At 70.8% G+C, this 24,781-nt stretch carries 24 protein-coding genes; 10 read left to right on the top strand and 14 right to left on the bottom strand.

The window, feature by feature from the left end:
* Positions 1-47 precede the first annotated feature (47 nt).
* The 3 genes from AB5J55_RS02745 (at position 48) to AB5J55_RS02735 (ending at position 2,300) form a co-directional block, all read left to right on the top strand.
* Positions 48-1,196 carry a DUF6777 domain-containing protein gene (locus tag AB5J55_RS02745; protein WP_369269087.1) on the top strand — a complete coding sequence of 383 codons (1,149 nt, stop codon included), beginning with the start codon at positions 48-50 and terminating at the stop codon, positions 1,194-1,196.
* 99 nt (positions 1,197-1,295) lie between these two features.
* Positions 1,296-1,751 (top strand): ATP-binding protein, encoded by a 456-nt coding sequence (locus tag AB5J55_RS02740; RefSeq protein ID WP_369269086.1) that lies wholly within the window; start codon positions 1,296-1,298, stop codon positions 1,749-1,751.
* Between the two features lie 99 nt (positions 1,752-1,850).
* Positions 1,851-2,300: a helix-turn-helix domain-containing protein gene (locus AB5J55_RS02735; RefSeq protein ID WP_369269085.1), complete on the top strand. Its 450-nt coding sequence runs from the start codon at positions 1,851-1,853 to the stop codon at positions 2,298-2,300.
* A gap of 15 nt (positions 2,301-2,315) precedes the next feature.
* Here AB5J55_RS02735 and AB5J55_RS02730 read toward each other — a convergent pair whose 3' ends face one another.
* The 3 genes from AB5J55_RS02730 to AB5J55_RS02720 form a co-directional block, all read right to left on the bottom strand.
* Positions 2,316-2,918: a ClpP family protease gene (locus tag AB5J55_RS02730; protein WP_369269084.1), complete on the bottom strand. Its 603-nt coding sequence runs from the start codon at positions 2,916-2,918 to the stop codon at positions 2,316-2,318.
* A 1-nt stretch (position 2,919) separates the two neighbouring features.
* Positions 2,920-3,558 carry an ATP-dependent Clp protease proteolytic subunit gene (locus AB5J55_RS02725; protein WP_369269083.1) on the bottom strand — a complete coding sequence of 213 codons (639 nt, stop codon included), beginning with the start codon at positions 3,556-3,558 and terminating at the stop codon, positions 2,920-2,922.
* A 110-nt stretch (positions 3,559-3,668) separates the two neighbouring features.
* Positions 3,669-4,874 (bottom strand): epoxide hydrolase family protein, encoded by a 1,206-nt coding sequence (locus AB5J55_RS02720; protein ID WP_369269082.1) that lies wholly within the window; start codon positions 4,872-4,874, stop codon positions 3,669-3,671.
* A gap of 124 nt (positions 4,875-4,998) precedes the next feature.
* Between AB5J55_RS02720 and AB5J55_RS02715 the strand changes: the two genes are divergently transcribed.
* Positions 4,999-5,478, top strand: a complete 480-nt coding sequence (locus tag AB5J55_RS02715) for a VOC family protein (protein ID WP_369269081.1) — start codon at positions 4,999-5,001, stop codon at positions 5,476-5,478.
* 16 nt (positions 5,479-5,494) lie between these two features.
* Here AB5J55_RS02715 and AB5J55_RS02710 read toward each other — a convergent pair whose 3' ends face one another.
* The 5 genes from AB5J55_RS02710 to AB5J55_RS02690 form a co-directional block, all read right to left on the bottom strand.
* Positions 5,495-6,454: an SGNH/GDSL hydrolase family protein gene (locus tag AB5J55_RS02710; RefSeq protein WP_369269080.1), complete on the bottom strand. Its 960-nt coding sequence runs from the start codon at positions 6,452-6,454 to the stop codon at positions 5,495-5,497.
* A gap of 118 nt (positions 6,455-6,572) precedes the next feature.
* Positions 6,573-7,451 carry a geranyl diphosphate 2-C-methyltransferase gene (locus AB5J55_RS02705; protein WP_369269079.1) on the bottom strand — a complete coding sequence of 293 codons (879 nt, stop codon included), beginning with the start codon at positions 7,449-7,451 and terminating at the stop codon, positions 6,573-6,575.
* 50 nt (positions 7,452-7,501) lie between these two features.
* Positions 7,502-8,560 (bottom strand): family 2 encapsulin nanocompartment cargo protein terpene cyclase, encoded by a 1,059-nt coding sequence (locus tag AB5J55_RS02700; protein ID WP_369269078.1) that lies wholly within the window; start codon positions 8,558-8,560, stop codon positions 7,502-7,504.
* A 16-nt stretch (positions 8,561-8,576) separates the two neighbouring features.
* Positions 8,577-10,013 carry a family 2B encapsulin nanocompartment shell protein gene (locus AB5J55_RS02695; RefSeq protein WP_369269077.1) on the bottom strand — a complete coding sequence of 479 codons (1,437 nt, stop codon included), beginning with the start codon at positions 10,011-10,013 and terminating at the stop codon, positions 8,577-8,579.
* 319 nt (positions 10,014-10,332) lie between these two features.
* The gene (locus AB5J55_RS02690) at positions 10,333-11,340 is read right to left on the bottom strand and encodes a zinc-binding alcohol dehydrogenase family protein (RefSeq protein WP_369276071.1); all 1,008 of its coding nucleotides are present in this window, start codon (positions 11,338-11,340) and stop codon (positions 10,333-10,335) included.
* Between the two features lie 150 nt (positions 11,341-11,490).
* Between AB5J55_RS02690 and AB5J55_RS02685 the strand changes: the two genes are divergently transcribed.
* Both AB5J55_RS02685 and AB5J55_RS02680 read left to right on the top strand, forming a co-directional pair.
* Entirely contained in the window at positions 11,491-12,294 is an 804-nt protein-coding gene (locus AB5J55_RS02685; protein WP_369269076.1) for a VOC family protein, read from the top strand.
* Between the two features lie 38 nt (positions 12,295-12,332).
* Entirely contained in the window at positions 12,333-13,028 is a 696-nt protein-coding gene (locus AB5J55_RS02680; RefSeq protein WP_369269075.1) for a ribonuclease H, read from the top strand.
* Positions 13,029-13,046: 18 nt separating this feature from the next.
* Here the strand turns inward: AB5J55_RS02680 and AB5J55_RS02675 are convergent, their stop codons facing one another.
* Both AB5J55_RS02675 and AB5J55_RS02670 read right to left on the bottom strand, forming a co-directional pair.
* The gene (locus tag AB5J55_RS02675; RefSeq protein WP_369269074.1) at positions 13,047-13,871 is read right to left on the bottom strand and encodes a tyrosinase family protein; all 825 of its coding nucleotides are present in this window, start codon (positions 13,869-13,871) and stop codon (positions 13,047-13,049) included.
* 90 nt (positions 13,872-13,961) lie between these two features.
* Positions 13,962-14,384: a tyrosinase cofactor gene (locus AB5J55_RS02670; RefSeq protein WP_369269073.1), complete on the bottom strand. Its 423-nt coding sequence runs from the start codon at positions 14,382-14,384 to the stop codon at positions 13,962-13,964.
* Between the two features lie 347 nt (positions 14,385-14,731).
* Between AB5J55_RS02670 and AB5J55_RS02665 the strand changes: the two genes are divergently transcribed.
* The gene (locus AB5J55_RS02665; protein ID WP_369269072.1) at positions 14,732-15,955 is read left to right on the top strand and encodes an FAD-dependent monooxygenase; all 1,224 of its coding nucleotides are present in this window, start codon (positions 14,732-14,734) and stop codon (positions 15,953-15,955) included.
* Positions 15,956-15,997: 42 nt separating this feature from the next.
* On the opposite strand, the gene AB5J55_RS02660 is transcribed toward AB5J55_RS02665, so the two are convergent.
* Positions 15,998-17,689: a cholesterol oxidase substrate-binding domain-containing protein gene (locus tag AB5J55_RS02660; protein WP_369269071.1), complete on the bottom strand. Its 1,692-nt coding sequence runs from the start codon at positions 17,687-17,689 to the stop codon at positions 15,998-16,000.
* Positions 17,690-17,826: 137 nt separating this feature from the next.
* Here AB5J55_RS02660 and AB5J55_RS02655 point away from each other — a divergent pair, with 137 nt between their 5' ends.
* Positions 17,827-18,810 (top strand): aldo/keto reductase, encoded by a 984-nt coding sequence (locus tag AB5J55_RS02655; protein ID WP_369269070.1) that lies wholly within the window; start codon positions 17,827-17,829, stop codon positions 18,808-18,810.
* An 85-nt stretch (positions 18,811-18,895) separates the two neighbouring features.
* Positions 18,896-19,378 carry a DUF6328 family protein gene (locus AB5J55_RS02650; RefSeq protein WP_369269069.1) on the top strand — a complete coding sequence of 161 codons (483 nt, stop codon included), beginning with the start codon at positions 18,896-18,898 and terminating at the stop codon, positions 19,376-19,378.
* Positions 19,379-19,405: 27 nt separating this feature from the next.
* Here the strand turns inward: AB5J55_RS02650 and AB5J55_RS02645 are convergent, their stop codons facing one another.
* Together AB5J55_RS02645 and AB5J55_RS02640 are read right to left on the bottom strand one after the other, a co-directional pair.
* Positions 19,406-20,449 carry a hypothetical protein gene (locus AB5J55_RS02645; protein ID WP_369269068.1) on the bottom strand — a complete coding sequence of 348 codons (1,044 nt, stop codon included), beginning with the start codon at positions 20,447-20,449 and terminating at the stop codon, positions 19,406-19,408.
* 142 nt (positions 20,450-20,591) lie between these two features.
* Positions 20,592-21,563, bottom strand: a complete 972-nt coding sequence (locus tag AB5J55_RS02640) for an LLM class F420-dependent oxidoreductase (protein ID WP_369269067.1) — start codon at positions 21,561-21,563, stop codon at positions 20,592-20,594.
* Positions 21,564-21,682: 119 nt separating this feature from the next.
* Here AB5J55_RS02640 and AB5J55_RS02635 point away from each other — a divergent pair, with 119 nt between their 5' ends.
* Positions 21,683-23,119 (top strand): serine hydrolase domain-containing protein, encoded by a 1,437-nt coding sequence (locus AB5J55_RS02635; protein ID WP_369269066.1) that lies wholly within the window; start codon positions 21,683-21,685, stop codon positions 23,117-23,119.
* Here the strand turns inward: AB5J55_RS02635 and AB5J55_RS02630 are convergent, their stop codons facing one another.
* The gene (locus tag AB5J55_RS02630) at positions 23,120-24,730 is read right to left on the bottom strand and encodes a serine/threonine protein kinase (RefSeq protein ID WP_369269065.1); all 1,611 of its coding nucleotides are present in this window, start codon (positions 24,728-24,730) and stop codon (positions 23,120-23,122) included.
* Between the last annotated feature and the right edge of the window lie 51 nt (positions 24,731-24,781).

Below are 24,781 nucleotides of genomic sequence, written 5' to 3'. Positions count from 1 at the left end.
AAGGTGCGCGGCGAAAGCGCCATCCAGCACGCTGGGAAGAAGGCTTCGTGAGCGTCGAACCTCCGTCGTCCGGCCGCCCCACAGGACCGCCCTCGGGCCCCCTGTCGGGCCCCTCCCAGCCACCCTCCGGCCCGCCCTCGCAGCCCCCGTCCGCCGGCGGCACCGGAGCACCCGGCCCCGAACCGGGCCGCCCCTGGTGGCGGTCCGCGCCCCGCATCGCCGCGATCGCCGTCGTGGTCGTGGCCGCAGTGATCCTCGCCGTCGTCCTCTCCCGCGGTGACGGCGGCAACGGCGGCAACGGCACGACCGCCGGCGGCGAGGTCTTCCTCCAGGCCGCCGGCAAGACGGGACCCGACCCGTTCACCGAGTCCACCGCCACGGACAGCTCCGCCCCGCCCGCCACCCCCACCGCGGCCACCGAGTCGGCACCGTCGAACGCGGTACGCGGGGTCGACGGCGGCGCGCCCGGCCTGTACGGCGGCAGCCGCAACGCCGCCGCATGCGACGTCGAGAAACAGATCGAGTACCTTCAAGCGGCTCCGGAGAAGAACAGGGCATTCGCCTCGGTCGCCCGTGTCGACCCCTCCGACGTCCCCGCCTATCTGCGCTCGCTCACCCCCGTCCAGCTGCGCATGGACACCCGCGTCACCAACCACGGCTACCGCGACGGCGCCGCCAACGGCTACCAGGCCGTCCTCCAGAGCGGTACGGCGGTCATGGTCGACGACCGCGGGGTGCCCCGGGTGCGCTGCGCATGCGGCAACCCGCTGACCCCGCCGGTCGCCCAGCAGGGCACACTCAAGCGGACGGGAGACTCCTGGCCGTCGTACCGCTCCTCGAACGTCGTCGTGGTCGTGCCCTCGACGACGGTCGTCAACGTGTTCGTCATCTTCGACGACGAGCGCGACGAGTGGGTCGCCCGCGAGCGCGGCGACGACGGCGACAAGGACCGGAAGACCGACCGGCCGGTGAAGCCCTCCCCGTCGGTGAGCGTCTCGACGCCGAAGTCGCCGAGTTCCCCGTCCAGCCCGCCGACACCAACCCCGGAACCGTCCACTCCGCAACCCTCGACCTCCGAACCCCCGACGACCGAGCCCGAGTCGCCCGAGACCTCTGTCCCGCCGCCGGACGAGGACACGACCACGACGCCCCAGTCGGCGCCCACGGAGGACACATCGCAGTCGTCGCCGCTGTGACGTACGGCGCGACCTGCACGGGGACTGCGCGGCCCCGCTCTGGGTAACAGGACTGGTGCAGCAGCGTCCGGCCGGGGCCGGCTTCCGAGAGAGAAACGCATGATCGAGCACGTGGACGGGGCAGTGATTCCGACTGGTTTCGACGTGCCCGTGGAACCGCTTCGGCGGGCGGCGCACTACAGCGGCGAACAGGGATGCATCGCCGAGGCGCGGTCCTTCGCGGCGCTGTTCCTCGGGCGGCTCAGGACCGAGTGGTGCGCCACGATCGGGCAGCCGGCCGAGGACAAGGTGCTGTTGGTGGTCAGCGAGCTGGTCACCAACGCCGACCGGCACAGCAACGGCCCGTACATCCTGGATCTGGAGGGCACCGACGACGCGGTGACGGTGTGCGTGTACGACAGCAGTGCCGCGCTGCCCCGCCGCTACCCCAAGGATCCGCAGCGGGTCGGCCGGCACGGACTGGAGATCGTCCACGCGCTGGTCGCCGAAGTCGCCGTGGAACGGGTGCCGGTCGGCAAGCGGGTGCGGGCCGTGCTGAGGCTGGCCGACGAGTGAAGGCCGGCCGGGAATCCCGTGCCGGTTCGTAGCCGCGATTTCCCCCAGGGCGGAACGCCGACCCCTTCCCCTGCCGTCCCACGCTCATAGGCTGGGAAAGTGAGCAAACAAGCGCCGAACGAAGCCCGCGTCATTCCCCTGCGCCCGCCCGCCGCCCGCCCGGGAACGACCCGCCCCGCGTCCGAACGCCCTGCCACCCCTGCGCCCGCGCCCGCCGCCGCACCGCCCGCCCCGGCCCCCAGGGAACCCCTGTGGCGCGACCTCGTCGGCGACGTCCTGCGCCGCGAGCGCCTCGCCCAGGAGCGCACCTTGAAGGACGTGGCCGACGCGGCCCGGATCTCCATGCCGTATCTCTCGGAGGTGGAGCGCGGCCGCAAGGAGGCCTCCTCGGAGGTTCTCGCGGCCGCCGCCCACGCCCTGGGACTCGGCCTCGCCGACCTGCTGTCGCAGGCGCAGGGCGAGCTCGTCCGGCTCACCGGTCACCGAGCCGCCACCGGCAGCCGCACCAGGGCCGGTTCACGCCACGACGGGATGTGCCTCGCGGCGTGAGGTCGCGCCGGCGCCTCAGACCCCCACCAGGCGCCGGCTCAGCACCTCGTCGGCCAGGCCGTACGCCACGGCCTCCTCGGCGGTGAACACCTTGTCGCGGTCCATGTCCGCGCGCAGCGTCGTGATGTCGTGGTGGGTGTGCCGGGCCAGCACCTCCTCGACCTGCGAGCGGATCCGGACCATCTCCTTGGCCTGGAGGGCCAGATCGGACACCACGCCACGGCTGCCGCCGGAGGCGGGCTGACCTAGCAGCACCCGCGCGTGCTCCAGCACGAACCGCCGCCCGGGGTCCCCGCCGGCCAGCAGCACGGCCGCCGTGGACGCCGCCTGCCCGACGCAGAAGGTGGAGATCGGCGCCTGCACGAACGTCATCGTGTCGTAGATCGCCATGAGCGAAGTGAACGAGCCGCCGGGGGAGTTGAGGTAGATCGCGATCTCGTTCTCCGGAGCCGAAGACTCCAGATGCAGGAGTTGCGCGATGACGACGTTGGCCACACCGTCGTCGATCTCCGTGCCCAGGAAGATGATCCGCTCCGACAGCAGCCGGCTGAACACGTCGGAGGACCGCTCGCCGTGCGCGGTCCGCTCGACGACGTACGGAATCGTGTAGTTCCCCATGTCACAGCCCCATCCGTCGCTTGGAGGCGGCCGGGCGGACATCCGCGAGGGACTCCACGACCTGGTCCACCATGCCGTACTCCCTGGCCTCCTCGGCCGTGAACCAGCGGTCGCGGTCACCGTCCCGGGAGATGGTCTCCGGGGTCTGGCCGGTGTGCTCGGCGGTGATCCGCTCGATGGTCCTCTTCGTGAACTCCAGGTTCTCCGCCTGGATCTCGATGTCCGCGGTGGTGCCGCCGATGCCCGCCGACGGCTGGTGCATCATGATCCGCGCGTTCGGCAGCGCGTAGCGCTTGCCCGCGCTGCCCACGCTCAGCAGGAACTGGCCCATGCTGGCCGCGAAGCCCATGGCGAGTGTCGCGACGTCGTTCGGGATCAGCCGCATCGTGTCGTAGATGGCCAGACCCGCGTGCACCGAGCCGCCCGGGCTGTTGATGTACAGGCTGATGTCGGTGCGCGGGTCCTCCGCGGACAGGATCAGCAGTTGCGCGCAGACCCGGTTCGCGGAGACCTCGTCGACCTGGGTGCCCAGCAGGACGATGCGCTGGCCGAGGAGCTGGGCGGCCAGCTGGTCGTCGAAGCGGGTGGGCGCGGTGTCACCCTCCTCTGCCCGCGGCGCGAGCGTGGTGAGTGGAGTCATCGGTTCTCCTCGTGGTGGCGGGGATGCCTTCGACTCCACTCTTGACCTCGGACGACGCCGGAATGCGGATTCTCTGCCCGCGGCAGATTCGCTACCGGCAGAGCGGGGCGTCAGCCCTTCTCGCGCACCTGCCGGAAGAACGCCCGTACGTCCCCGACGAGCAGGTCCGGCTCCTCCATCGCCGCGAAGTGCCCGCCCCGGTCGAACTCCGTCCAGCGCACGATGTTCTCCGTCCGCTCCGCCTTGTGCCGCAGGGGGATCTGCGGGTCGCCGGGGAAGGACGCCACCGCGGTCGGGGCGGTCGAGGGCTCGTGCTGCGCGGCCACGCGGTCTCCCTTGGCATGGGCGCGCTCGTAGTACACCCGGGCGGACGATCCCGCCGTGCCCGTCAGCCAGTACAGCGTCACGTTGGTGAGCATCAGGTCCCGGTCGACGGCCTCCTCGGGCAACTGCTCGGAGTCGGTCCACTCCTGGAACTTCTCGACGATCCAGGCGAGTTGGCCGACCGGCGAGTCCGTCAGCGCGTACGACAGGGTCTGCGGCCGGGTGGACTGCAGGTGGAAGTAGCCCGTCCCGTCCCGGAACCACTTGGCCCATCGGCGCCACGAGCTGAGCGTCCGCTCCCGCTCCTCGGGGCTCAGCCGCGCCAGCTCCTGCTCAGTCGGCTCGGAGGACGCCTGCGCGCCGGGCAGGAGGTTGAGGTGGATGCCGATGACCCGGTCGGGGTGGACGCGGCCCAGCTCGCGGGAGATCCCGGCGCCCCAGTCGCCGCCCTGGGCACCGAACCTCTCATAGCCGAGGCGTGTCATCAACTCGACCCACGCGTCGGCGATCCGGCGGGCCTCCCAGCCGGTCTCCCGGGTGGGTCCGGAGAACCCGAACCCGGGGATGCTCGGCAGGACCACGTGGAAGGCGTCGGCGGGATCGCCGCCGTGCGCGGCCGGGTCCGACAACGGACCGACGACGTCCATGAATTCCACGATCGAACCCGGCCAGCCGTGCGTGATGATCAGCGGGGTGGCGTCGGGCTCGGGCGAGCGGATGTGCGCGAAGTGCACATGCGCCCCGTCGATCTCGGTCGTGAACTGCGGCCACTCGTTCAGCCGCGCCTCCGCCGCCCGCCAGTCGTACTCGTGCCGCCAGTGGCGCACCAGCTCGCGCAGGTACTCCGAAGGCACGCCGTAGGTCCATCCGACCCCGGGGAGTTCGTCGGGCCACCGGATGCGGTCCAGGCGGTCGTGCAGGTCGTCCAGGTCGCTCTGTGGAATGTCGATGCGGAAGGGGTGGATGCCGTTGTCGGCGGGCGAAGGCGTCATGACGGCGATGCTAGTTCCGAATGATGTAACGGCCACGTGGATTAGCCGGCCGCGCGACCGATGAGTTCCGGGGCGAGGATCGGTCGGTACAGATGACAGCGTTCCGCACGCCCAGGAGGTACCCATGGCAACCGACGGATTCACGACGTGTCTCTGGTACGACGGCCAGGCCGAGGAGGCCGCCAACTTTTACGTCTCCGTGTTCAAGAACTCCAGCATCGGCAAGGTTGCGCGCTACCCGGAGGGCGCGTTCCAGCCGGCGGGCTCGGTCATGACCGTCGAGTTCACGGCCAACGGCCAGAAGTTCCTCGCGCTCAACGGCGGCCCCCAGTTCAAGTTCACCGAGGCGACCTCCTTCATGATCTTCTGCGGGAACCAGGAGGAGATCGACTACTACTGGGCCAAGCTCACGGAGGGCGGCGGCGAGCCCGGCCCCTGCGGCTGGCTCAAGGACCGGTTCGGGCTGTCCTGGCAGGTCGTTCCGGACACTCTCGACGCCATGGTCACCGACCCGGACCCGGCGAAGGCGGCCCGCGTGACCAAGGCCTTCATGGAGATGAGCAAGTTCGACATCGCCGCCCTGGAGAAGGCCTACGTCGGGTAGGGAACCGGCCCCGCAATCAACCGCCGGCGTGCGTGCCGATCACCCGCGTGATCTCCCGAGCCATCCGCAGGATCCCGGGCGAGCGGACCGGGCACGGCCTCGGCTTCGAGGTCGTGGGCGCCAGACAGAAGTGCAAGTAGTCGTCGTCGCGGTGCAGGGCGGTCCGGCCGCGGTCGGGCTGGGTGCAGTACTCGGCGTGCTCGCGCTCGTACGCCGTGCACGGCAGGTACTGGACCCAGGAGTGACGGGCCCCGGCCGCGCTCAGCGCCTTGCCCGCGTCGGCGAGCAGGCCGTCCGAGGCGCCGGCCCGCAACTCGTACAGGGCGTTGACGCGCCGGACCCGGTCGGGAGTGATCGGGTCCGGGCCCTGCAGCACCCAGACGATCCGCGTCTCACCGGCCGCGGCGATCTGGTCCGTGAGCCGCTTGAGGTCGGCCTCGTACCGCTTGAAGTACTTCTCGGGCGAGGCGTCATGGGTGATCCCGTCCATGCACGGCGTGTAGCCCCACGCGTTCCCCCAGAACTGCAGCACCACGAAGTCCGGCCGCAACCTGCGCACCAGGGCGGCCGCCTTGTCCGCGACCGGCACGAGGGACCGCTCGCCGGTGCCCTCCAGGTAGTCGCACAGGGTCGTTCCCGAATACGGCGCGCTCGTGTACGTCGCCCCCAGCTCGCGGCGCAGCTCCTGCCCGAGCACGTCCTGCGCCTCCATGGCGAGCGAGTCGCCCAGGTACAGCACGGCGGGGCCCTCCGCAGGGGCGTTCTTGCCAGTGCCAGTGCCAGTGCCAGTGCCAGTGCCAGTGCCAGTGCCAGTGGCGGCGCTCGCGCTCGGCGAGGCCGGCGCCCGCTGCTGGGTGGTCACCGAGGCCTGCGGTGAGTCGGGAGGCGGCGCTGCCTCCGGACCGGACGCCGGATCACCGCACGCGCCGAGCAGTACGACGGCCAGCAGTAGCCCCACGATCCACGGCCTGCGCATACGGCAACTCCCGCCCCGGGCACCGAAAACGGTTTCCCAGGCAAGCACAGCCGGGCCCAAGGCGGAAGACGCGCGTCGGCCATGGCAGACCCATGGCCGACGCGAGCCCGACGGTCGGTCAGACGCGGTCCGCCGCGATCAGCAGGTACTGGAAACTGCCGTTGCGGTACGCGTTCAGGAACGTGTCCTCGATGCCCGTCACCAGGTGCTCGGCCTCACGGCGCAGCTCCCAGTAGGGGATGGTCGCCTCGGTGAGGTCCTCCACATGGACCGGGACGAGCCGGTTGCGGGCCATGGCGCGGAAGTACTCCGAGCGTGGGTGGATGTCGCAGATGTAGTGGGCATTGATCAGGGACACCTCGCGGGAGGCGCGCCCGTAGGTGTCGTTGTAGCAGCCGGTGATGGTCACGTAGCGGCCGCCGCGGCGCAGCAGCCGGGCGTGCTCGGCGAACAGCAGGTCGAGCTCGACGTACATGGTCGACTCGTTGTTCCAGGAGGCCGCGTACGCCCCGGTCTGCAGCCCGGTGTCCAGCATGTTGCGGTGGTGGTAGCGCACCCGGCCGTCGATGCCTCGCTTGCGGGCCTGGGCGTTCGCGAACTCCGCCTGCTTCTGCGAGATGGTGACGCCGTCGGCGTGGCAGCCGTACCGCAGATGTGCCGTGACGCTGCCGCCGCCGCGCCCGCAACCGGCGTCGAAGACGCGGTCGGTGGGGGAGAGGGGGCCGAGCCGCTCGGCGAGGAGTTCGGCCTGGGCGTGCTCCAGCCGGTGCAGTTCGGTGGTGATGCGCTCCCGCCGCAGGTCCGGGTCGCGTTCGTCGAGCACGGAGCGGTCGGCGGCTCCGATGCCGTAGTGATGGTGGTAGAGGTCGTCGAGCTTTCCGAGTTCCAGGTTGACCGGGTTCTCCTCGGCGTTCCAGTAGTCCGCGACGCGGGTCTGGTACGTGGACTGGGTAGGCACCGATGCTGCCTTGGTGCCGGCGTCGGGGGCGATGGTCAACGGTGACTCCTCGTGCTGGTACCTGTGACGCTCTGTCATTCGATCGCGCTTTACCAGTAGTTGGGCAGGTGGTAGCGGTGGGTGTTGGTGGAGTGCCACTCGTGGTTGCCGGCCACCCAGTCGGACAGCCCGCGGGCGTACCGCTCGACCAGCGGTGAAGTGGCGGACAGCAGGGCCGACTCCTCCTCGAAGGCCGCCATGATCCGGTTGTGGATCTCGACGGCCTTGAGGTAGGCGGCCTTCAGACCGCAGCGCTCGTTCGCGGCGATGACCTGCGGCAGGTTCAGATGGGTGGGGTCGCTCGCCAGCTCCTTGGTGAAGGAGTACAGGTCGTTGACGATCGTGGTGGCGTTGCAGGCCAGCGCCGTGATCCGCTGGATCTCGGGGCGGGCGTAGACCGCCTCGGGCAGTTCGTAGCCGTCGACGGCGTCCACGATCGACAGACAGGGGCGGAAGTTGTTGAACTGCCGCATCACCAGGTACTCCCAGACCTGCGGGACGTACCGGGTCTCCGCCCAGGCCGCCTCGGCGAGGTAGCCCAGGTGGAGCCGGGCGATGTCGTGGACGAAGCGGTCGGTCTGGCTCGGGGTGGCGAAGGCGGCGTAGTCCTGGAGGGCGAAGTGGTACGAGCGCAGCGGACCGTCGGCCCGCACGCCGTGCCGCCACTCCTCCTCCAGCTCGGGAATGCCGTGGTACGGGTCGAGCGCCGACTGGGCCATGATCAGCCGGCCTCCGAGGCCGCGGCGCGCGCCGCCCCGCCCCTCGTCCTCCTCGCAGTAGCAGGAGTCGACGACGTTCTCGGCGAGCAGCAACTCGCCCGCGGCCGTCAGACGTTCCAGATCGAGCGCCTCCGGGTGCTGGAGCACCACGGCCCGCCCGAACTGGAACCCCGAGAAGTCGCCCTTCCACGCCTCGGGGAACAGATCGAGATGCCGGGCCCACTCCTCCAGCCTGCGGTCGACCTCCGCGGCCTTCACGGGATCGGCGGGAGCCACCTGCCGGTACCGGAGCCCGGGGATCGCCCCGGTGCGCCGCTGGGTGCGGAACGAGCTCGCGATGTTCGGCGGTCCCGGCAGCGCGAAGTCGGAGGCGGGGGAGGGCGTGCTCATCGGGTGCTCCACGCGGTCACTCGGCCGTCCGGCCGATCTGGGCGTTCTCCAGGATCCCGACCGCGTCGGGGACGAGGATCGCCATCGAGTAGTAGGCGGTGACGAGGTAGCGCATGATCGAGTTGGCGTCGATGCCCATGAACCGCACGTTCAGGCCCGGCTGGTACTCCTCCGGGATGCCCGTCTGATACAGGCCGATGGCTCCCTGGTCGCCCTCCCCGGTGCGCAGCGCGATGATGCTGCTGGTGTGCTGCGGGCTGATCGGGATCTTGTTGCACGGGAAGATCGGCACACCGCGCCAGGCGGGGATCTCGTGCCCGTCGACGTTCGCCGTGCCCGGCACCAGACCGCGCCGGTTGCACTGCCGGAAGAAGGCCGAGATCGCCTTCGGGTGGGCGATGAACAGTTTGGTCTTGCGGCGCATCGACAGCAGTTCGTCCATGTCGTCGGGGGTCGGCGGCCCCGTGAAGGTGCTGACGCGCTGCCCGTGGTCGGCGTTGGCCAGCAGCCCGAACTCCCGGTTGTTGACCAGCTCCCACTCCTGCCGTTCGCGGATCTCCTCGATGGTGAGGCGGAGTTGCTGCTCGGTCTGGTTCATCGGGTCGTTGAAGAGGTCGGCCACCCGGGTGTGCACGCGCAGCACGGTCTGGGTGAGGGACAACTCGTACTCGCGCGGGGCGAGTTCGTAGTCGACGAAGCCACCGTCGATCGTCGGCTCGCCGATGTGGCCGGCCTGCACCGGAACGTCGGCCTCGCCCTTGCGGTTCATGGGCAGCTTCTGGCGTTCGCCGTAGGCCTCCAGGTGCGCCGCGAGGGACGGCACCCGGTCGACGAACTCCGCGACCACGGCCCAGGGGAGTGCCAGCAGTACGCCCGCGGTCTCCGCACGCACCGAGCTCCGCCACAGCGGGTCGGACTGGCCGATGGCCTCGTCGCCGATCTGGTCGCCGTCGGTGACGACCCCGAGGATCTCCTCCTCGCCGTACTTGCCCTCGGTGAAGCGGGTGAAGCGGCCGTGCACGACGAGATAGGCCTCCGTGACCGACTGCCCGGCCGCGACGAGCACCTGGCCGGCCCGGACCTCGCGCACCCGGAAACGGCTCGCGATCTCCTTGAGGACATCGATGTCGGAGTAGCCGCGAAGGGTGGGCAGTTCGGTGAGCGTCTGCGGGATGACCTTGATGTCGTCGGCGCCGTTGTGCTCGAACTGCACCCGGCCACGGCCCACGCGCAGCTGCAGGCGCCGGTTGACCCGGTAGGTGCCGCCCTTGACGTCCACCCACGGCAGCATCTTCAGCAGCCACCGCGAGGAGATGGCCTGCATCTGCGGTTCGGACTTGGTGGTCGTGGTGAGCTGGCGCGCCGCATGGGTGCTGAGACTGGTGAGTTGTCCGTCGGCGGAGGGGGCGGAGTCGTCGGTGGCGGGTCCGGTGGCGCTGTCGGGTACGGACACGTATCTCCCTAGAGGGTGATCGGGCGTGAGCGAAGTGGTCGGTGGCGACGGCAACCGCGGGCGCGTGATGAGGGTGCCCAGTGGCACTGGTGAGCCGCACGCGCCGCAGGGACAAGCCAAACAGCGCAGGTGGTGGGGTCGGTACGGCGTGAAGGGGGCGGTTTGATCACCTGGGTGGTGCAAACTCTCCCTGGAAGCAGAGGGCACACTCGCCCATGCCTGCACGCCGGTCGCGTTCGCCCCGAGGTGCGGGCGCGAGGGGTGCGATCTGCGAGCTCTCGTGCTTCGTGCCCCGTCCGGCGCGTGGGCGGCGCGCGGCTCAGGAGAGGTCGTTCACCAGCACGGCCGCCCCGTCGAAGCGTCCGGCCTTGAGATCCCGCAGCGCCTCGTCCGCCCGGGAGAGGGGATAGGTGTGCGTGGTGGCACGTACGGAGTGCTCGGCGGCGAGCGCCAGGAACTCACGGCCGTCCGCGCGCGTGTTGGAGGTGACGCTGCGCAGCTGCTTCTCGTAGAACAGCTCGGTCTCGTAGCGCAGTGCCGGGACGTCGGAGAGGTGGATGCCCGCGACGGCCAGCGTGCCGCCCCGGTCGAGGGCCCGCAGCGCGACCGGGACCAGCTCGCCGACCGGCGCGAACAGGATCGCGCTGTCCAGCGGCTCGGGCGGCATCTGCTGCGCGTCGCGCGCCGAGGCGGCGCCCAGATCGAGCGCCAGCCGCCGCGCGGCCGCCCCGCGCGTGAGGACGTGCACGGTGGCACCCTCGGCCATCGCCACCTGCGCGCAGAGATGGGCGCTGCCCCCGAAGCCGTACAGCCCGAGCCGCCCGCCGGGTGGCAGCGCGGCCCGTCGCAGGGCGCGGTACCCGATGATCCCGGCGCAGAGCAGCGGCGCGCCCGCCACGTCGTCCAGGCCGGCGGGCAGCCGGTACGCGAACGCGGCCGGCACGGTCGTGTACTCGGCGTACCCCCCGTCGGCGTCCCAGCCGGTGTACGTCGAGGCCGGGCACAGGTTCTCGGCGCCCCGCGCGCAGTACCCGCACGAACCGTCGGTCCGCCGCAGCCAGGCCACCCCCACCCGCTCCCCGATGCCGAAACCGCCCACGGCCGCACCGAACCCCGCGACCACGCCGACGACCTCGTGCCCCGGCGTCACACCCGGCCGATGCACCTCCAGATCACCCTCGGCGACGTGCAGATCCGTACGGCACACCCCGCACGCCAGCACGCGCACGAGCAGCTCGTCGTCCCCCGGCACCGGCACCGGCTTCTCGACCGGGCGCAGGGACCCCGACTCGACCGGCCCCGGCTCGACCACCGACCACGCGCGCATCGTCCCGTCCGCCATACCGTGTCCCGTTCGCCGACCGGCTGCCGTCCACCCCAGTCTGGAGCGGAACCGGCCATTCGGCGCGCGGCCGGAGGGCCTGGTGGCTAGCGTAAGAATCCGGACAACTCACCGATCCGGGAGAGGGCCGCGACCATGGCCGTGAAACCTGAAGGAACCCCGATCTGGGCCGACGCGATGTTCAGTGACGTCGAGGGAGCGAAGAGCTTCTACGGCGACGTCCTGGGCTGGACCTTCGGCGAGGAGTCGACGGAGTTCGGCAACTACACCCAGGCCTACGCGAACGGCAAGGCGGCCGCCGCGGTGGTGCCGCCGATGCCCGGCCAGGAGGGCCAGTCGCAGTGGTGCCTCTACTTCGCCTCCTCCGACGCGGGCGCGAGCGCCGCCAAGATCCGTGAGAACGGTGGCGAGGTCCTGATGGAGCCGATGGCGGTCGGCGAGTTCGGCAGCATGTGCCTGGCCCGGGACCCCGGCGGTGTCGTCTTCGGTGTCTGGCAGCCCGGCACCCACAAGGGCTTCGAGACGGAGATGGATCAGCACGGGGCCTTCTGCTGGTCGGAGATCTTCACCCGTGAGCCGGAGAAGTCCGACGCCTTCTTCCCCGCCGTCTTCGGCTACGGGCAGCAGCAGATGGAAGACGGGGAGATGGACTTCCGGCTCTACACGCTCGGCAAGGACAACATGGCCCTGGGCCGGATGAAGATGACGGACGACTTCCCGCCCGACATCCCGCCGTGGATCAACGTCTATTTCAACGTCCCCGACTGCGACGACGCCGTCGCCAAGGCCACCAAGCTCGGCGGCGTGCTGCGCTTCGGCCCGATGACCAGCCCGTTCGGTCGGTTCGCGGCGCTGAGCGACCCGCAGGGCGCGAACTTCTCGGTGATCGACACCAGCACGACCGAGGGCGACATGCCCAAGCTCAGCGACGTCTCCTGACCGACTCCGCGATTCCGGGCACCCGGCCCGCCCATGGCATGATCGGGCACATGCGTGAACGTGTAGTGGCCGCGTGCGACGGGGCTTCGAAGGGAAACCCCGGACCGGCGGGCTGGGCCTGGGTCGTTGCCGACGAGACCGAGGCTCCGGCCCGCTGGGAGGCGGGGCCGCTCGGCAGGGCCACCAACAACGTCGCGGAACTCACCGCCCTGGAACAGCTGCTCACCGCGACCGACCCCGGCGTACCGCTGGAGATCCGCATGGACTCGCAGTACGCCATGAAGGCCGTCACCACCTGGCTGCCGGGCTGGAAGCGCAACGGCTGGAAGACGGCCGCCGGCAAGCCGGTCGCCAACCAGGATCTGGTCGTACGCATCGACGAACTGCTCGACGGCCGCACGGTCGAGTTCCGCTACGTCCCCGCCCACCAGGTCGACGGCGACCCGCTGAACGACTTCGCCGACCGCGCCGCAAGCCAGGCCGCGACCGTGCAGGAGGCCGCGGGCAGCGGGCTCGGCTCACCGGAGCCGCCGCCCTCCCCGGACACCCCGAAGGCCAAGTCGGCCCCGCGCCGCAAGTCTGCCGCGCCGCGGAAGAACGGCAGCTCCTCGCGCACCATCAAGGCCAAGTTCCCGGGCCGCTGCCTCTGCGGCCGCGGCTACGCGGCGGGCGAGTCCATCGCCAAGAACCCCCAGGGCTGGGGCCACCCGGAGTGCCGGACCGCCGAGGCATGACGATGCGCCCTACGGGGCTCAGGCCGCGTCGAAGGTGTAGTGCGCGGTGTGGTCCAGCAGGTCCGCGGGGCGTACGTCGTTCCACGGCTTCATCGTGTCGTTGAGGTCGATCACGTTGGGCGTTCCGGCCGCCGGCAGATAGGGAGAGCCGGGGTGCCGGCGCTGCCAGTCCGCCCACAGTTTGTCGATGTAGGCGTGGTGCAGCCAGAACACCGGGTCGTTGGGCGACGCGCCGGTCGCCATCTGCCCGCCGACCCACACATGCACCCTATTGTGCAGATTGACGCCGCGCCAGCCCTCCAGGTGGTTGCGGAAGCCGTCCGAGGCGCTGTTCCAGGGCGCCATGTCGTACGTCGGCATGGCGAGCACCGACTCCACCTCGGCCCGGGTCGGCAGCTCCCGGACGCCGGCGCCGAGCGCCCGTCGCAGAAACGTACGCCCGTCGACGCGTACGTTGATCTGCCAGTTGCCGGTCGATGCCGCGAACGGCCCGTCCGTCACCTGTCCGTCGCGGCTGCGCCCCGTACCGCCGAGGAAGTCGGGCGCCCACAGCGAGGACCGTATCGAGCGGTCGGTGCTCCAGTCCCAGTACGGCAGCGCGACCGAGGCGTCCACCTCCTGCAGCGCGCGCTCGAATTCGAGCAGGAATCTGCGGTGCCAGGGCAGGAAGGACGGTGAACGGTGTCCGGTGCGCTCGCCGTTGTCGGTGTCGCCGACGATGAAGGCGTTGTGGGTCGTGACGAACTCGTCGTAGCGGCCGCTGCGCTTCAACTCCAGGAGCGCGGAGACGAATCGCCGCTTCTCGTCGGCGGTGAGCAGGGCCTGGTTCTTGCGGACGGTCATGGTCGCTGGTGCTCCAAAGTGCGGGTGGGGCGCGTCAGTTGGCGTACGGACGGCGGGCAGTCGGCGGTCGGCCGGTGTGTCGGTCGGCGGTCAGCCGGTGGGGAAGGGGAGGAGTGCGGCGCCCTGCAGTTCGTCCACGGCGGCGCGGGCCGCGGCGCGCGGCGTGGGCACCGGCTCGTAGTGGCTGACGACGCTGATCCAGCTGCCGTCGGCGTTGCGCATCACATGCAGTTCCACCCCGTCGACCAGCACGGCGTATCCGCCGCCGTGGTGCTCGTGACCGCCGCCCGAAGCCGGCCCGCCCTGTATCCGGCGGCCCTTGTAGACCTCGTCGAAGGGCGACGGGGTCGGGACGTGGTGGTCGTGCCCGGCGGCGGATCCGGAGGACCTGGTGGACGCGGTGGGGGTGGCGGACGCGGTCGTGGCGGTGGGGGCGGTGACCGTCTGGACACCGGCCACGGTGGCGAGGGCGGCCGCGGCGGTGAGCGCACGGCGACGGCTGAGTTCCGGCATGCGGACCTCCTGAGTTCGTTCGGTTGACGACTCCGCATGCCTATCGGGCCGGACGGGAGCGGAAGAAATCCCTCGGCAGTGGTTGGCCCCGATCCGGACAAGTAACTACATGTCGTGCAAGGTTGAATGAAGGTGATCTTGCCGCGATGGCGGCCGTCAAGCCCCGGAACGGGAAATTCCTCCCCCGGGAGATCGCGTTCCGGATGGTCCTTCACCGGCGGAGCCGGCGCGCGTGGTCCACCTCACGCGCGGAAAGTGGCGCGATCCGCAATGCCGCGGGAAGGGGTGTCCGTCCTGCTACCCTGCCGAGTGGATATGGTCGATTTGCATATTTTCAAGGGGTATGTGTGAAGATCGCCTGTGTCGGTGGCGGGCCCGCCGGCCTCTACCTCTCGATCCTGCTGAAGCTGCGGGACCCGTCGCACGACATCACCGTCCACGAGCGCAATCCGGAGGGCTCCACCTACGGCTGGGGCGTCACCTACTGGCGTGGACTGCTCGTCAAGTTGTACGAGCACGACCCCGTGTCCGCTCGCGCCATCGAGGAGAGCTCGGTCCGCTGGGACGAAGGCGTCGCCCATGTCCGGGGCGTGACGACCCGTCGGCCCAGCGACTCGGGGCACGGCATCGGCCGCCACCGGCTGCTGGAGATCCTCGCCGAACGCGCCCGCGCACTGGGTGTACGGCTGGACTACGAGCACGAGATCACGCCGGAGAACCTTCCCGCCGCCGACCTGGTCGTCGCGGGCGACGGCGTCCACAGCTCCCTGCGCACCCAGTACGCCGACCACTTCGGTACCCGGGCCAGGGCCGGCCGCAACCGCTACCTCTGGCTCGGCACCAGCAAGGTCTTCGACGCGTTCACCTTCGCCTTCGTCGAGACCGCCCACGGCTGGATCTGGTGCTACGGGTACGGCTACGGCCAGGGCTTCGGTCCCGGCGCCAGCACCTGCGTCGTCGAATGCGCCCCCGAGACCTGGACCGGCCTGGGCTTCGACACCGCGAGTGAGGCCGATGGACTGGCCCTGCTGGAGAGGCTCTTCGCCGACGTCCTCGAGGGCCACCCCCTCATCGGCCGCTCCGGCGCCGACGGCAGCGACCGGTGGCGGCCCTTCCGCACCTTCTCCAACCAAACCTGGTACCACGACAACCTCGTCCTGCTCGGCGACGCCGCCCACACCACGCACTACTCCATCGGGGCCGGCACCACCCTCGCCCTGGAGGACGCCATCGCCCTCGCCGACGCGCTGCACGAGCACCCGGTCCTCCCGGAGGCGCTCGCCCACTACGAACAGGAGCGCAAGCAGGCCCTGTTGTCCATCCAGAGCGCGGCCCGCTACAGCGCCCAGTGGTACGAGAACCTGCCCCGCTACCTCCAGCTGCCCCCGGACCAGATGTTCGCGCTGCTCGGCCAGCGCCACTCACCCCTGCTGCCGCACCTGCCGCCCCAGCTCTACTACAAGATCGACAGGGCGGCCGGGCAACTGGAGGCCATGCGCCGTCTCAAGCGCTGGCTCGGACCGAAGGTCGCACGCACCGTGCACGCCAGGTCCCTGGCGTCCCGCACCTAGAGCCAGTCGTCTGGATCATGCCGGTGCCGCGGGCCTGGAGCCTCACCGGAACAACCGGTCGAGGAAGGCGTTGCCGAACACGCCGTGCGGGTCGAGGCGGTCCAGGACACCGGAAGCCCCGCCCCACACGCCCTCCCCGAACGTGCCGGGCACGACCGTGCCCAGCACCTCTCCGTCGCTCCAGGCGGCCTCCTTCGTGTAGGCCCAGCCCTTGGACCACTCGGCGCGGGTCATGGCGTACTCGCCGTCGAAGGTGCGCAGCAGAAACCGCTCGATCTGGCTCAGGAAGGCCTCCGCGTACGGCGTCGTGGGCAACGTCAGGATGTTCAGCCAGACGGCGGTGTCCCACTCGGGACGGTCGTCGCGTGGGCGGAGCGCCGACAGCAGGGGGGTCCGCGCCCCGTCCAGGCCGGCGTCCGCCGGATCGTCGAGGCCGGTGACCCGGATCTCCACCGACCCGTTGACGGGGAACTGCCCCCGGTCGGCGTACGCCGCGAGACGCTCCCGGTAGAAGGCCGTGAACTCGGCGACGACGCGCTGCACTTGCGCCCTGCTGGTGAGCACGGCGTAGCCGTTCGTGGCGATCCTCAGCGTGGTCGGCCGCAAGTACAGCAGCGTGTTCTTCGACGGCCCCCAGATGTCGGCCGACAGCGTCGCCACGAGTCCGAGCGCGGCCACGTCGTACTGCGCGTTGCCGAGCACCGGTGCCAGATACCAGGCCCCGTCCGACACGATGTGCCCCACCAGGTCCGCGACCGGGGTCGGGACGTTGTCGGAGAAGGGATAGTTGTACGGCCCGGTCACGCGCCTCGAGGCCGGGGGCCGGGTGGGGGAGACACTCCACACCTTCAGCCACGGGAACTCGGTGAAGGCGAACCAGATCGCCTCGACCCGCCCGGCCCGGTCCAGGAAGCTCGCGAAGGTGCGTCCGTCGGTGCCGGGCGCGGCGAACAGCTCGGCGGCCGGGATGTCCGTACGGCTGACGCACCGAAGGTTGGTGTTCGCGCCCACGCGCAGCACGACCTCGGTGACCAGGGAGCGGCCGAGATGGGCGAGCAGGGCGGCGCAGTCCGCCTCGTCACGGCCGTACGTCCGCAGCACGTACGCGCTACTGGCGTCGTCCCAGACGACGGCCGTCAGCGACAATACGAGATTGCTCAGCGAACCGTACGTGTGCCCGGGCAGCCGCTGTTCGCCGCGCGCCGGTACGGCGGTGCCGTGCGCGTCGACGGCCAGGGCGCCGCCCAGGGTGAGGTTGCCGGGCGCGGGCGCGGCGGTGACGCCGAGGCCGTGTTCCTCGAGGTAGGTGAGCAGGGCCTCCAAAGTGACGCCGGTGCCGGCGCGCACGGCCGTCGGCGACTCCAGTGACAGGCCGGTGAGATGGGAGGCGGTGTCCACCAGGAGGACCGGCGCGTCCGACGGGGTGCCCTGCGTGATCGTCAGCGGCGACCAGCCGTGCGAGGCACCTCGCGCGCGGACTCTCCAACCGTGCCGCCAGGCCCAGTTGACGACGGCGACCACCCGCTCGGGGCGGGCCGGTGCGCAGGCCCACAGGCCGTCGGCAGTGATCTCGCCGACCCAGTTGCGGTACGCCGAGCGGTAGAGCGCCACATCGGCCGGGAAGTCGGGCAACTCCTGTGCCGCGGCGGCCGGATCCGCCGGCAGAAGAGTCGGTACGGCCGTCAGGGCGGCTGCCGTGCGCAGGAAGCCCCTGCGGCTGAAGTCGTCGGTCACGGGCTCACGCTAGGGACCGCCTTGACAGGCACTGCTCGCCTGTCGATTTGATTCACCCGTGTGAGTGATGGATTCACAGGTGACGAGGCGGAGGGGCCTGTTCCGCGGACATGGATGGCGAATGACACACTGACGCCATGGACGAGCGTGTAATCGGTAGGTCGGGTCAGCGGGTATCCGTCGTCGGTCTCGGTACGTGGCAGCTGGGCGCCGACTGGGGAGACGTCGACGACAAGGAAGCCCTGGCGGTGCTGGAGGCGGCGGTCGAGTCGGGAGTGACCTTCTTCGACACGGCCGACGTGTACGGCGACGGGCGCAGCGAGCAGACCATCGCCACGTTCCTGCGCGCCAGGCCCGAGCTGGACATCTTCGTGGCGACCAAGATGGGCCGCCGCGTCGACCAGATCCCCGAGAACTACGTCCTCGACAACTTCCGCGCCTGGAACGACCGTTCGCGGCGCAACCTCGGCGTCGACCGCCTCGACCTGGTCCAGCTGCACTGCCCGCCGACGCCCGTCTACTCGACGGACGAGGTGTTCGACGCCCTCGACACCCTGGTCGCGGAGGAGCGCATCGCCCGGTACGGCGTCAGCGTGGAGACCTGTGAGGAGGCGCTGACCGCGATCGCCCGCCCGGGTGTCACGAGCGTGCAGATCATCCTCAACCCGTTCCGCATGAAGCCCCTGCGCGAGGTGCTGCCCGCCGCGCACGAGGCCGGCGTCGGCATCATCGCCCGGGTGCCGCTGGCCTCCGGCCTGCTGTCGGGCAAGTACACCAAGGACACCGTCTTCGCCGCGAACGACCACCGCACCTACAACCGGCACGGCGAGTCCTTCGACCAGGGCGAGACCTTCTCGGGCGTCGACTACGCCACCGGCGTCGAGGCCGCCGCGGAGTTCGCCGAACTCGTCCCGGAGGGCTACACGCCGGCCCAGCTCGCGCTGCGCTGGATCATCCAGCAGCCGGGTGTGACCACCGTGATCCCGGGCGCCCGTACCCCCGAGCAGGCCCGCGCCAACGCTGCCGCCGCCGCGCTGCCGGAGCTGTCCCGGGACACGCTCACCGCGATCCGGGACCTCTACGACCGGCGGATCCAGGACCAGGTGGCGGGCCGCTGGTAGACGCGCTGCGTCTGCGGCGGTGGCCACCCGACTGCTCCCGGAACCACACCGTTTGAGCGCTCGGCGCTGCGGTTACTCGTAGCGCATGACTGAGCATGAAAGACGGACGGGACGCGACGAGACCGAGGACGAGCGGGCCGACCGCATGTGGACCGACCTGCTCCAAGAGGTCCGGGTCGCCCAGATGGGTGTCCAGATCCTGTTCGGCTTTCTGCTCACCGTCGTGTTCACGACGAAGTACGACACGCTCAGCGGCACCGACCAGACGATCTACATCGTGACGGTCGTGCTGGGTGCCACCGCCACCGGAGCCCTGATCGGTCCCGTGTCCCTGCACCGGCTGGTGTCGGGACGACGCATCAAGCAGCATGCCGTGCAGTGGGCCTCTCGGCTGACCTTGGTCGGCCTGCTCCTGCTCCTCGCCACGACAGCGTGCTCGCTGCTGCTCATCCTCCGTGTCGCCACCCACGACGACTACGTCCCCTGGTTGGTCACGGGCGTGGTCCTCTGGTACCTGCTGTGCTGGTTCGTGCTGCCGCTGTGGGCACGCCACCGCCACACGGAGTGAAGCGGCGGCGCCCCCGGATGTGAGCGGCTACTCCTCCCGCCCGGGGCCTGACCGGGCCCCGCGCAGCGCGGTGATACACGTGGTGATGGCCTGCTGGAGCTCCTCCAACTGCTGGACCATGTCGTCCTCGACGAACTCCTGCACATCGTCGAAGGTCAGCTCCTCGAAGACCTTCGTCGCCCGCTGCAGGCTGCTGTAGAACTTCGTCCGCCGCTCCTGCACCCGCAGCTCGGGGTCGGCCTCCACGGTCTCGGCGACGAGGGACTTCATGGTGTCGTAGGCCTCGGTGGCCCACTCGCCGGTGTCCTGCTCGTCCTCCAGCTCGTCGATGAGCGACAAGTGCCGCTCGGCCTCCTGGCGCACGTCGACGGGCGCGTCCACGGTCTGCCCGGCCGGGGTCTTGATCTGGCCGGACTCGGCGATCTGGCGGACGTACCCGATCCGGTCGGCCGCCCGGCTCTCGGTGGCGACGGCTTTCTTGAGGTCGTCGGTGCGGACGACGTCCCGCGCCAACTCGGCCTGCAGATCGGGGTCCTCGCGTACCCGGTCGAGGAGCGCCTGGCGGGCCGCGCGGGCGGTCGAGGGGTCGGCGAGGATCGCGGCACGCAGCGCGGTGGGGTTCTCGGCGACCTCCAGCGCCTTCGTCGGGCGGATGCCCTCGGCCTCGGCGGCCTCGGTGATGGCGGTGCCCCGCTCCGAGGTGGCGCTGTTGCGGGAGACGTAGTAGCTGAGCCACACGTCGGAGTCGGGCAGCTCCACCTCCTCGCCCGGCGTGAGCGCCTCGAAGTGCGGGACGAGACCGTCGTCGGCGGCGCGGTCCCAGGCCTTGTAGTAGCGCATGACGCGGTCGGGGGAGCATCCGGCGAGTTCGGCGAACTCCTTTGCGGACACCTTCGGCGTCTCGCCCGCGCTCTGCCCGCCGGGCCGTACGCTGCGCGCCACCATGAGGCCGAAGGCCCACCCTCCGGTCCGCGCGTAGACCCCGAACTCACGCGCGTCCCGCGCGACGAGATCGGACAACGGGGGCTGGGACGCGGGGGACGTCTCGGGCGGGACGAACGCCAGTGTCACGGATGACTCTCCTGTTGGGGCTGCTCGGAAGGCACCGCCGGGAAGGCGCAGGTGCCGACCGGCAGCCTATGGCACCCGCGGACGACGCTCTCGCGGTCCCCGTGCCGCCGGGTGCGGTGCGGTGCGTGTGCGCTCGCGTGCGTCAGCCGAGCGCGTCCCGCAGCGCGGGCAGCAGCGTCGTCTCCGCCCAGTCGATGTAGGGCCGTTGCTCCTCGCCGCCGATCTGGACGAGGGCGACCTCGGTGAAGCCGGCCGCGGCGAACGGGCGGACGGCCTCGACGAAGGCGTCCACGTCGTCGCCGCACGGGATCGCGTCGGCGACATCGTCCGGCGTGACGGACCGGGTCGCCGCCTCGAAGGAGTCCGGGTGCGGCAGCTCCGCGTTGACCTTCCAGCCGCCGCCGAACCAGCGGAACTGGGAGTGGGCGCGCTTGATCGCGGTGTCCCGGTCGGGGTCGTAGCACACGGGCAGCTGCCCCACGCGCGGCTTGCCCGCGCCGCCGTGCCGGTCGAACGCCGCCAGCAGGTCCGCCTTGGGCTCCGTGGCGATCACCAGGTCGCCGAGCCGGCCCGCGAGTTCGCAGGACTGCTCACCGGAGACGGCGATGCCGATGGGCGGCGGCTGGTCCGGCAGGTCCCACAGGCGGGCCGACTCCACGTCGAAGTGCGTGCCGCGACGGTTCACATGGCCGCCCTCGAAGAGCGCGCGGATGATCTCCACCGCCTCCTCGAACATCTCGTGCCGCACATCCACGGACGGCCAACCACCGCCCACGACATGCTCGTTGAGGTTCTCGCCGGAGCCGAGCCCCAACCGGAACCGTCCCTCGGACAGCAGTTGCATGGTGGCCGCCTTCTGCGCCACCACCGCCGGGTGGTAGCGGAACGTCGGACACGTCACGTAGGTCATCAGGGGAATCCGCGACGTTGCCTGGGCGGCCGCGCCCAGGAGACTCCACGCGTACGGAGAGTGACCCTGCGAACGCAGCCACGGAAAGTAGTGGTCCGAGGTCACAGAGAAGTCGAAGCCGGCTTCCTCGGCGCGGACCAGATGGTCCACCAGGTCACGAGGGGCGGCCTGCTCGGTCATCATCGTGTATCCGATCTGCACCATGCGGCCCGAGTCCCCGGACACGGGTGGTGAAAACGGGATCGACGGGACGCACGGGACGGTGTCCGGAGTCCGGGCGCGAATGCCTCTGTCATCGCCCCGGCATCGGAGAGGATGCTCGTATGAGTGTTCGCCCGTTGCCTTCGAGCACGCCCGCCGCCCAGGGCGTCGACGCCTCCGGTGTCCTCGCCTTCCTCGACGCCCTCGACGCCGCCCCCGACATCGAGCCGCACAGCCTGATGATCCTGCGCCACGACCGGCTCGTCGCGTCCGGCTGGTGGGCGCCGTACACCCCCGAACGCCCGCACCTGCTCTACTCGATCAGCAAGAGCTTCACCTCGACCGCAGCCGGGATCGCCGCCGGCGAGGGGCTCATCCGCCTCGACGACCCGGTGATCTCGTACTTCCCCGAGTTCGACGCCGACATCACCGATCCGCGCAGCCGCGCGATGCTCGTGCGGCATGTGGCGTCCATGGCCACCGGGCACGAGACCGACGCACTCGACGAGGCGCGCGCACTGGACCGTGAGGACCTCGTCCGCGGGTTCCTGCTGGCAGCGCCGCCCCGCGACCCGGGCACGGTCTTCGCCTACAACCAGCCCGCCACCTTCACGCTCGCCGCCATCGTCCAGCGTGCGAGCGGCCAGTCGCTGACCGACTATCTCCGGCCGCGCCTGCTGGACCCGCTCGGCATCGGCGAGGTCGCGTGGCTGCGCTACCGCGACGGCCGGGAGCTCGGGTTCAGCGGACTGCACGCCACGACTGACGCGATCGCCCGGCTGGGCCGGCTGTATCTGCGGGGCGGGGTGTGGGACGGCCGGCGGCTGCTGCCCGAGTGGTGGGTGGCCGAGGCGACACGCCCGCAGATCTCGAACTCCGGTGTCATGCCCGGGGACGACTGGCAGCACGGGTACGGCTTCAAGTTCTGGATGTCCCGGCACGGCTATCGCGGAGACGGCGCGTTCGGTCAGTTCTGCCTGGTGCTGCCCGAGCAGGACGCCGTGATCGCGACGACCGCGGACACCTGGAACATGCAGGCTCTCCTGGACCTGGTCTGGGAGCATCTGCTGCCCGCGTTCCGCCCGGCGCCCCTGACGGGCGGCGAGGCGGCGGACGTGGCCCTGGCCGAGCGGCTGGCGGGCCTGGCGCTGCCGCCCGCTGCCGGCGAGCCCGAGCCGCCCCGGCAGGCCGAGGCCTGGTCCGCCGCCGCGTTCACCCCGTACGGCGATGTCGACGAGAACCTGTCGAGGCTGACCTCGATCGATCTCGCGCCGGACGGAGACGGCTGGGCCCTGACGCTCACCGAGGACGGCCACCCGCTTCGGCTGCGGCTCGGGAAGGCCGGCTGGACCGTCACCGAGGGGGCCGTGCCCACCGCGGTCAGTGGCGGCTGGACCGACGCGGACACCCTCGTCGTGGACATCGCCTTCCTGGAGACCCCGCACCACCTGGAGGTGACGTGTTCGCTCAAGGACCGGACGTTCACGACGCGTTGGCGGACGGAACCGCTGCACCGCCTGCCGCTGCGGGCGATGTGCGCACCCCGCATGCCGGCCTGATCAGGCTTCGGGCACCCGGAAGGTGCGCAGGACGGTGTCCAGGGCCTCCTGGTTGTCGGCGTCGTTCCAGTCGTCCGCCGGGGTCGTCCAGCGCAGCGAGTAGCCCAGATGGTCGCCGATGAGGAAGCCGCGGCCGAAGGTGCGCACCCGGGTGTCGTCCCCATCGGCGAGCCACTGGATGTCGGCGGCCTTGTACCCCTGGTACGTGGTGGCCTCGATGTCGCCGATGCGTTCGTAGTCGGCGTCGGCCTGCTTCAGTCCGGGCTCGACGTCGTCGCGCCACACGGCGACGGGGTCCGGGCCGACGCGTTCGCTGTAGGTGACCGCGAGCGTGCGCGGATCGCCCTGCGCGCCGAACACGACCCGGTAGGCCAGGTCCGAGGCGCGCGTGGTGTTCAGGGGTTTGAAGTCCTGGGGAAGGGCGAGGGAGAAGCCCTCCGGTGAGGTGTACGTCCGGAAGCCGGAGGGCAGCGCCGTGCCCGAAGGGGACGCGGTGGGCGATGCGGTCTCCGGCGCGCTCTTCGTGGGGGAGGCCGTGGGTTCCTTCGTGGGGGACGCCGTCGGAGCCGGAGCCGTGGGCTCCTCGGCGGAGGCCGACGGGCTGGGTGCCGTACCGGCCGCCGTGGGGTCCGAGTCGTCCGACCGGTCGCTGGTCACCAACAGGACGGCCGCGGCGACCGTGACGACGGCGAGCGCGGTGCCGGCGATCATGGCGCGCCTGCCCCGGCCCGGTCCGACGGCGTACAGACCGCGCATCCGGGGGCGCGGCTCGGACGGCAGGGGCGTCTCGGGATCCTCGTTGAGGGCGCGCACGAACGCCTCGCGGACCACGGGTCTGCTCAGCCGCTCCCGGGAGTCCTTGCGCAGCAGTCCCTGCACGGCCTGGGTGAGCGGCCCGGCACGCACTGGGGCGCGCAGCGGAAGCCGGTCCACGCCCTTCAACGTGGCCTCGGGCCGGTCCCGTTCGCGATACGGCGGACGCCCCTCGACCATGGCGTAGAGGATCGCGCCCAGCGCCCACAGGTCGGACGCCGGCCCGATGCGCTCGTCGCGGGCCTGCTCCGGTGAGGCGTACGACGGTGCGGCGACCCGGGGCGCAAGGGTGGCGCCGGCCAGCCCGAAGCCGGTGACCACCACGGTGCCGTCGCCGCGCACGAAGACCTGGCCGGGGCTCAGTTCGCCGTGCGTGATGCCGGCGACGTGCGCCGCCTCCAGTACGTCGAGCAGTTCGAGGCCGATGCGCGCGGCCCGCACATAGTTGAACGTGCCCTGCTGGGTGAGGAGTTCACCGAGGGGCGTGCCGTCGATCCACTCGGTGACGATCCACAGGTTCCCGCCGTCCTCGATGGCGTCCACGACCGTGGCGACCGCGCCCGGGCGCAGCAGCCCCATCCGCTCGGAGGTGCGCAGGAGGCGCGAGGTGGTTCGGCGCCTGTCGTCCGGGCTCGGGTCGTCGGGGAGCCCGATCTGTATCAGGAGGAACGGGCGTTCGGTTTCGATGTCCTCGCCGTAGTAACTGACGCGGTTCGTCTCGCTGTGCACGATATCGACGAGCCGGTACCTCCCGGCGACCAACTCGGATGTGGAGACGCGCGCCTTGACCATGGCCATCCCTCGCTGAACCCCTGTTTCTCATTTCTCACAGGAAGTACGAGAGACGGG

It is taken from the genome of Streptomyces sp. R11 (assembly GCF_041051905.1).
In the GTDB taxonomy this organism is placed as follows: Bacteria; Actinomycetota; Actinomycetes; order Streptomycetales; family Streptomycetaceae; genus Streptomyces.
This window is presented reverse-complemented; position numbering and strand designations above follow the sequence as displayed.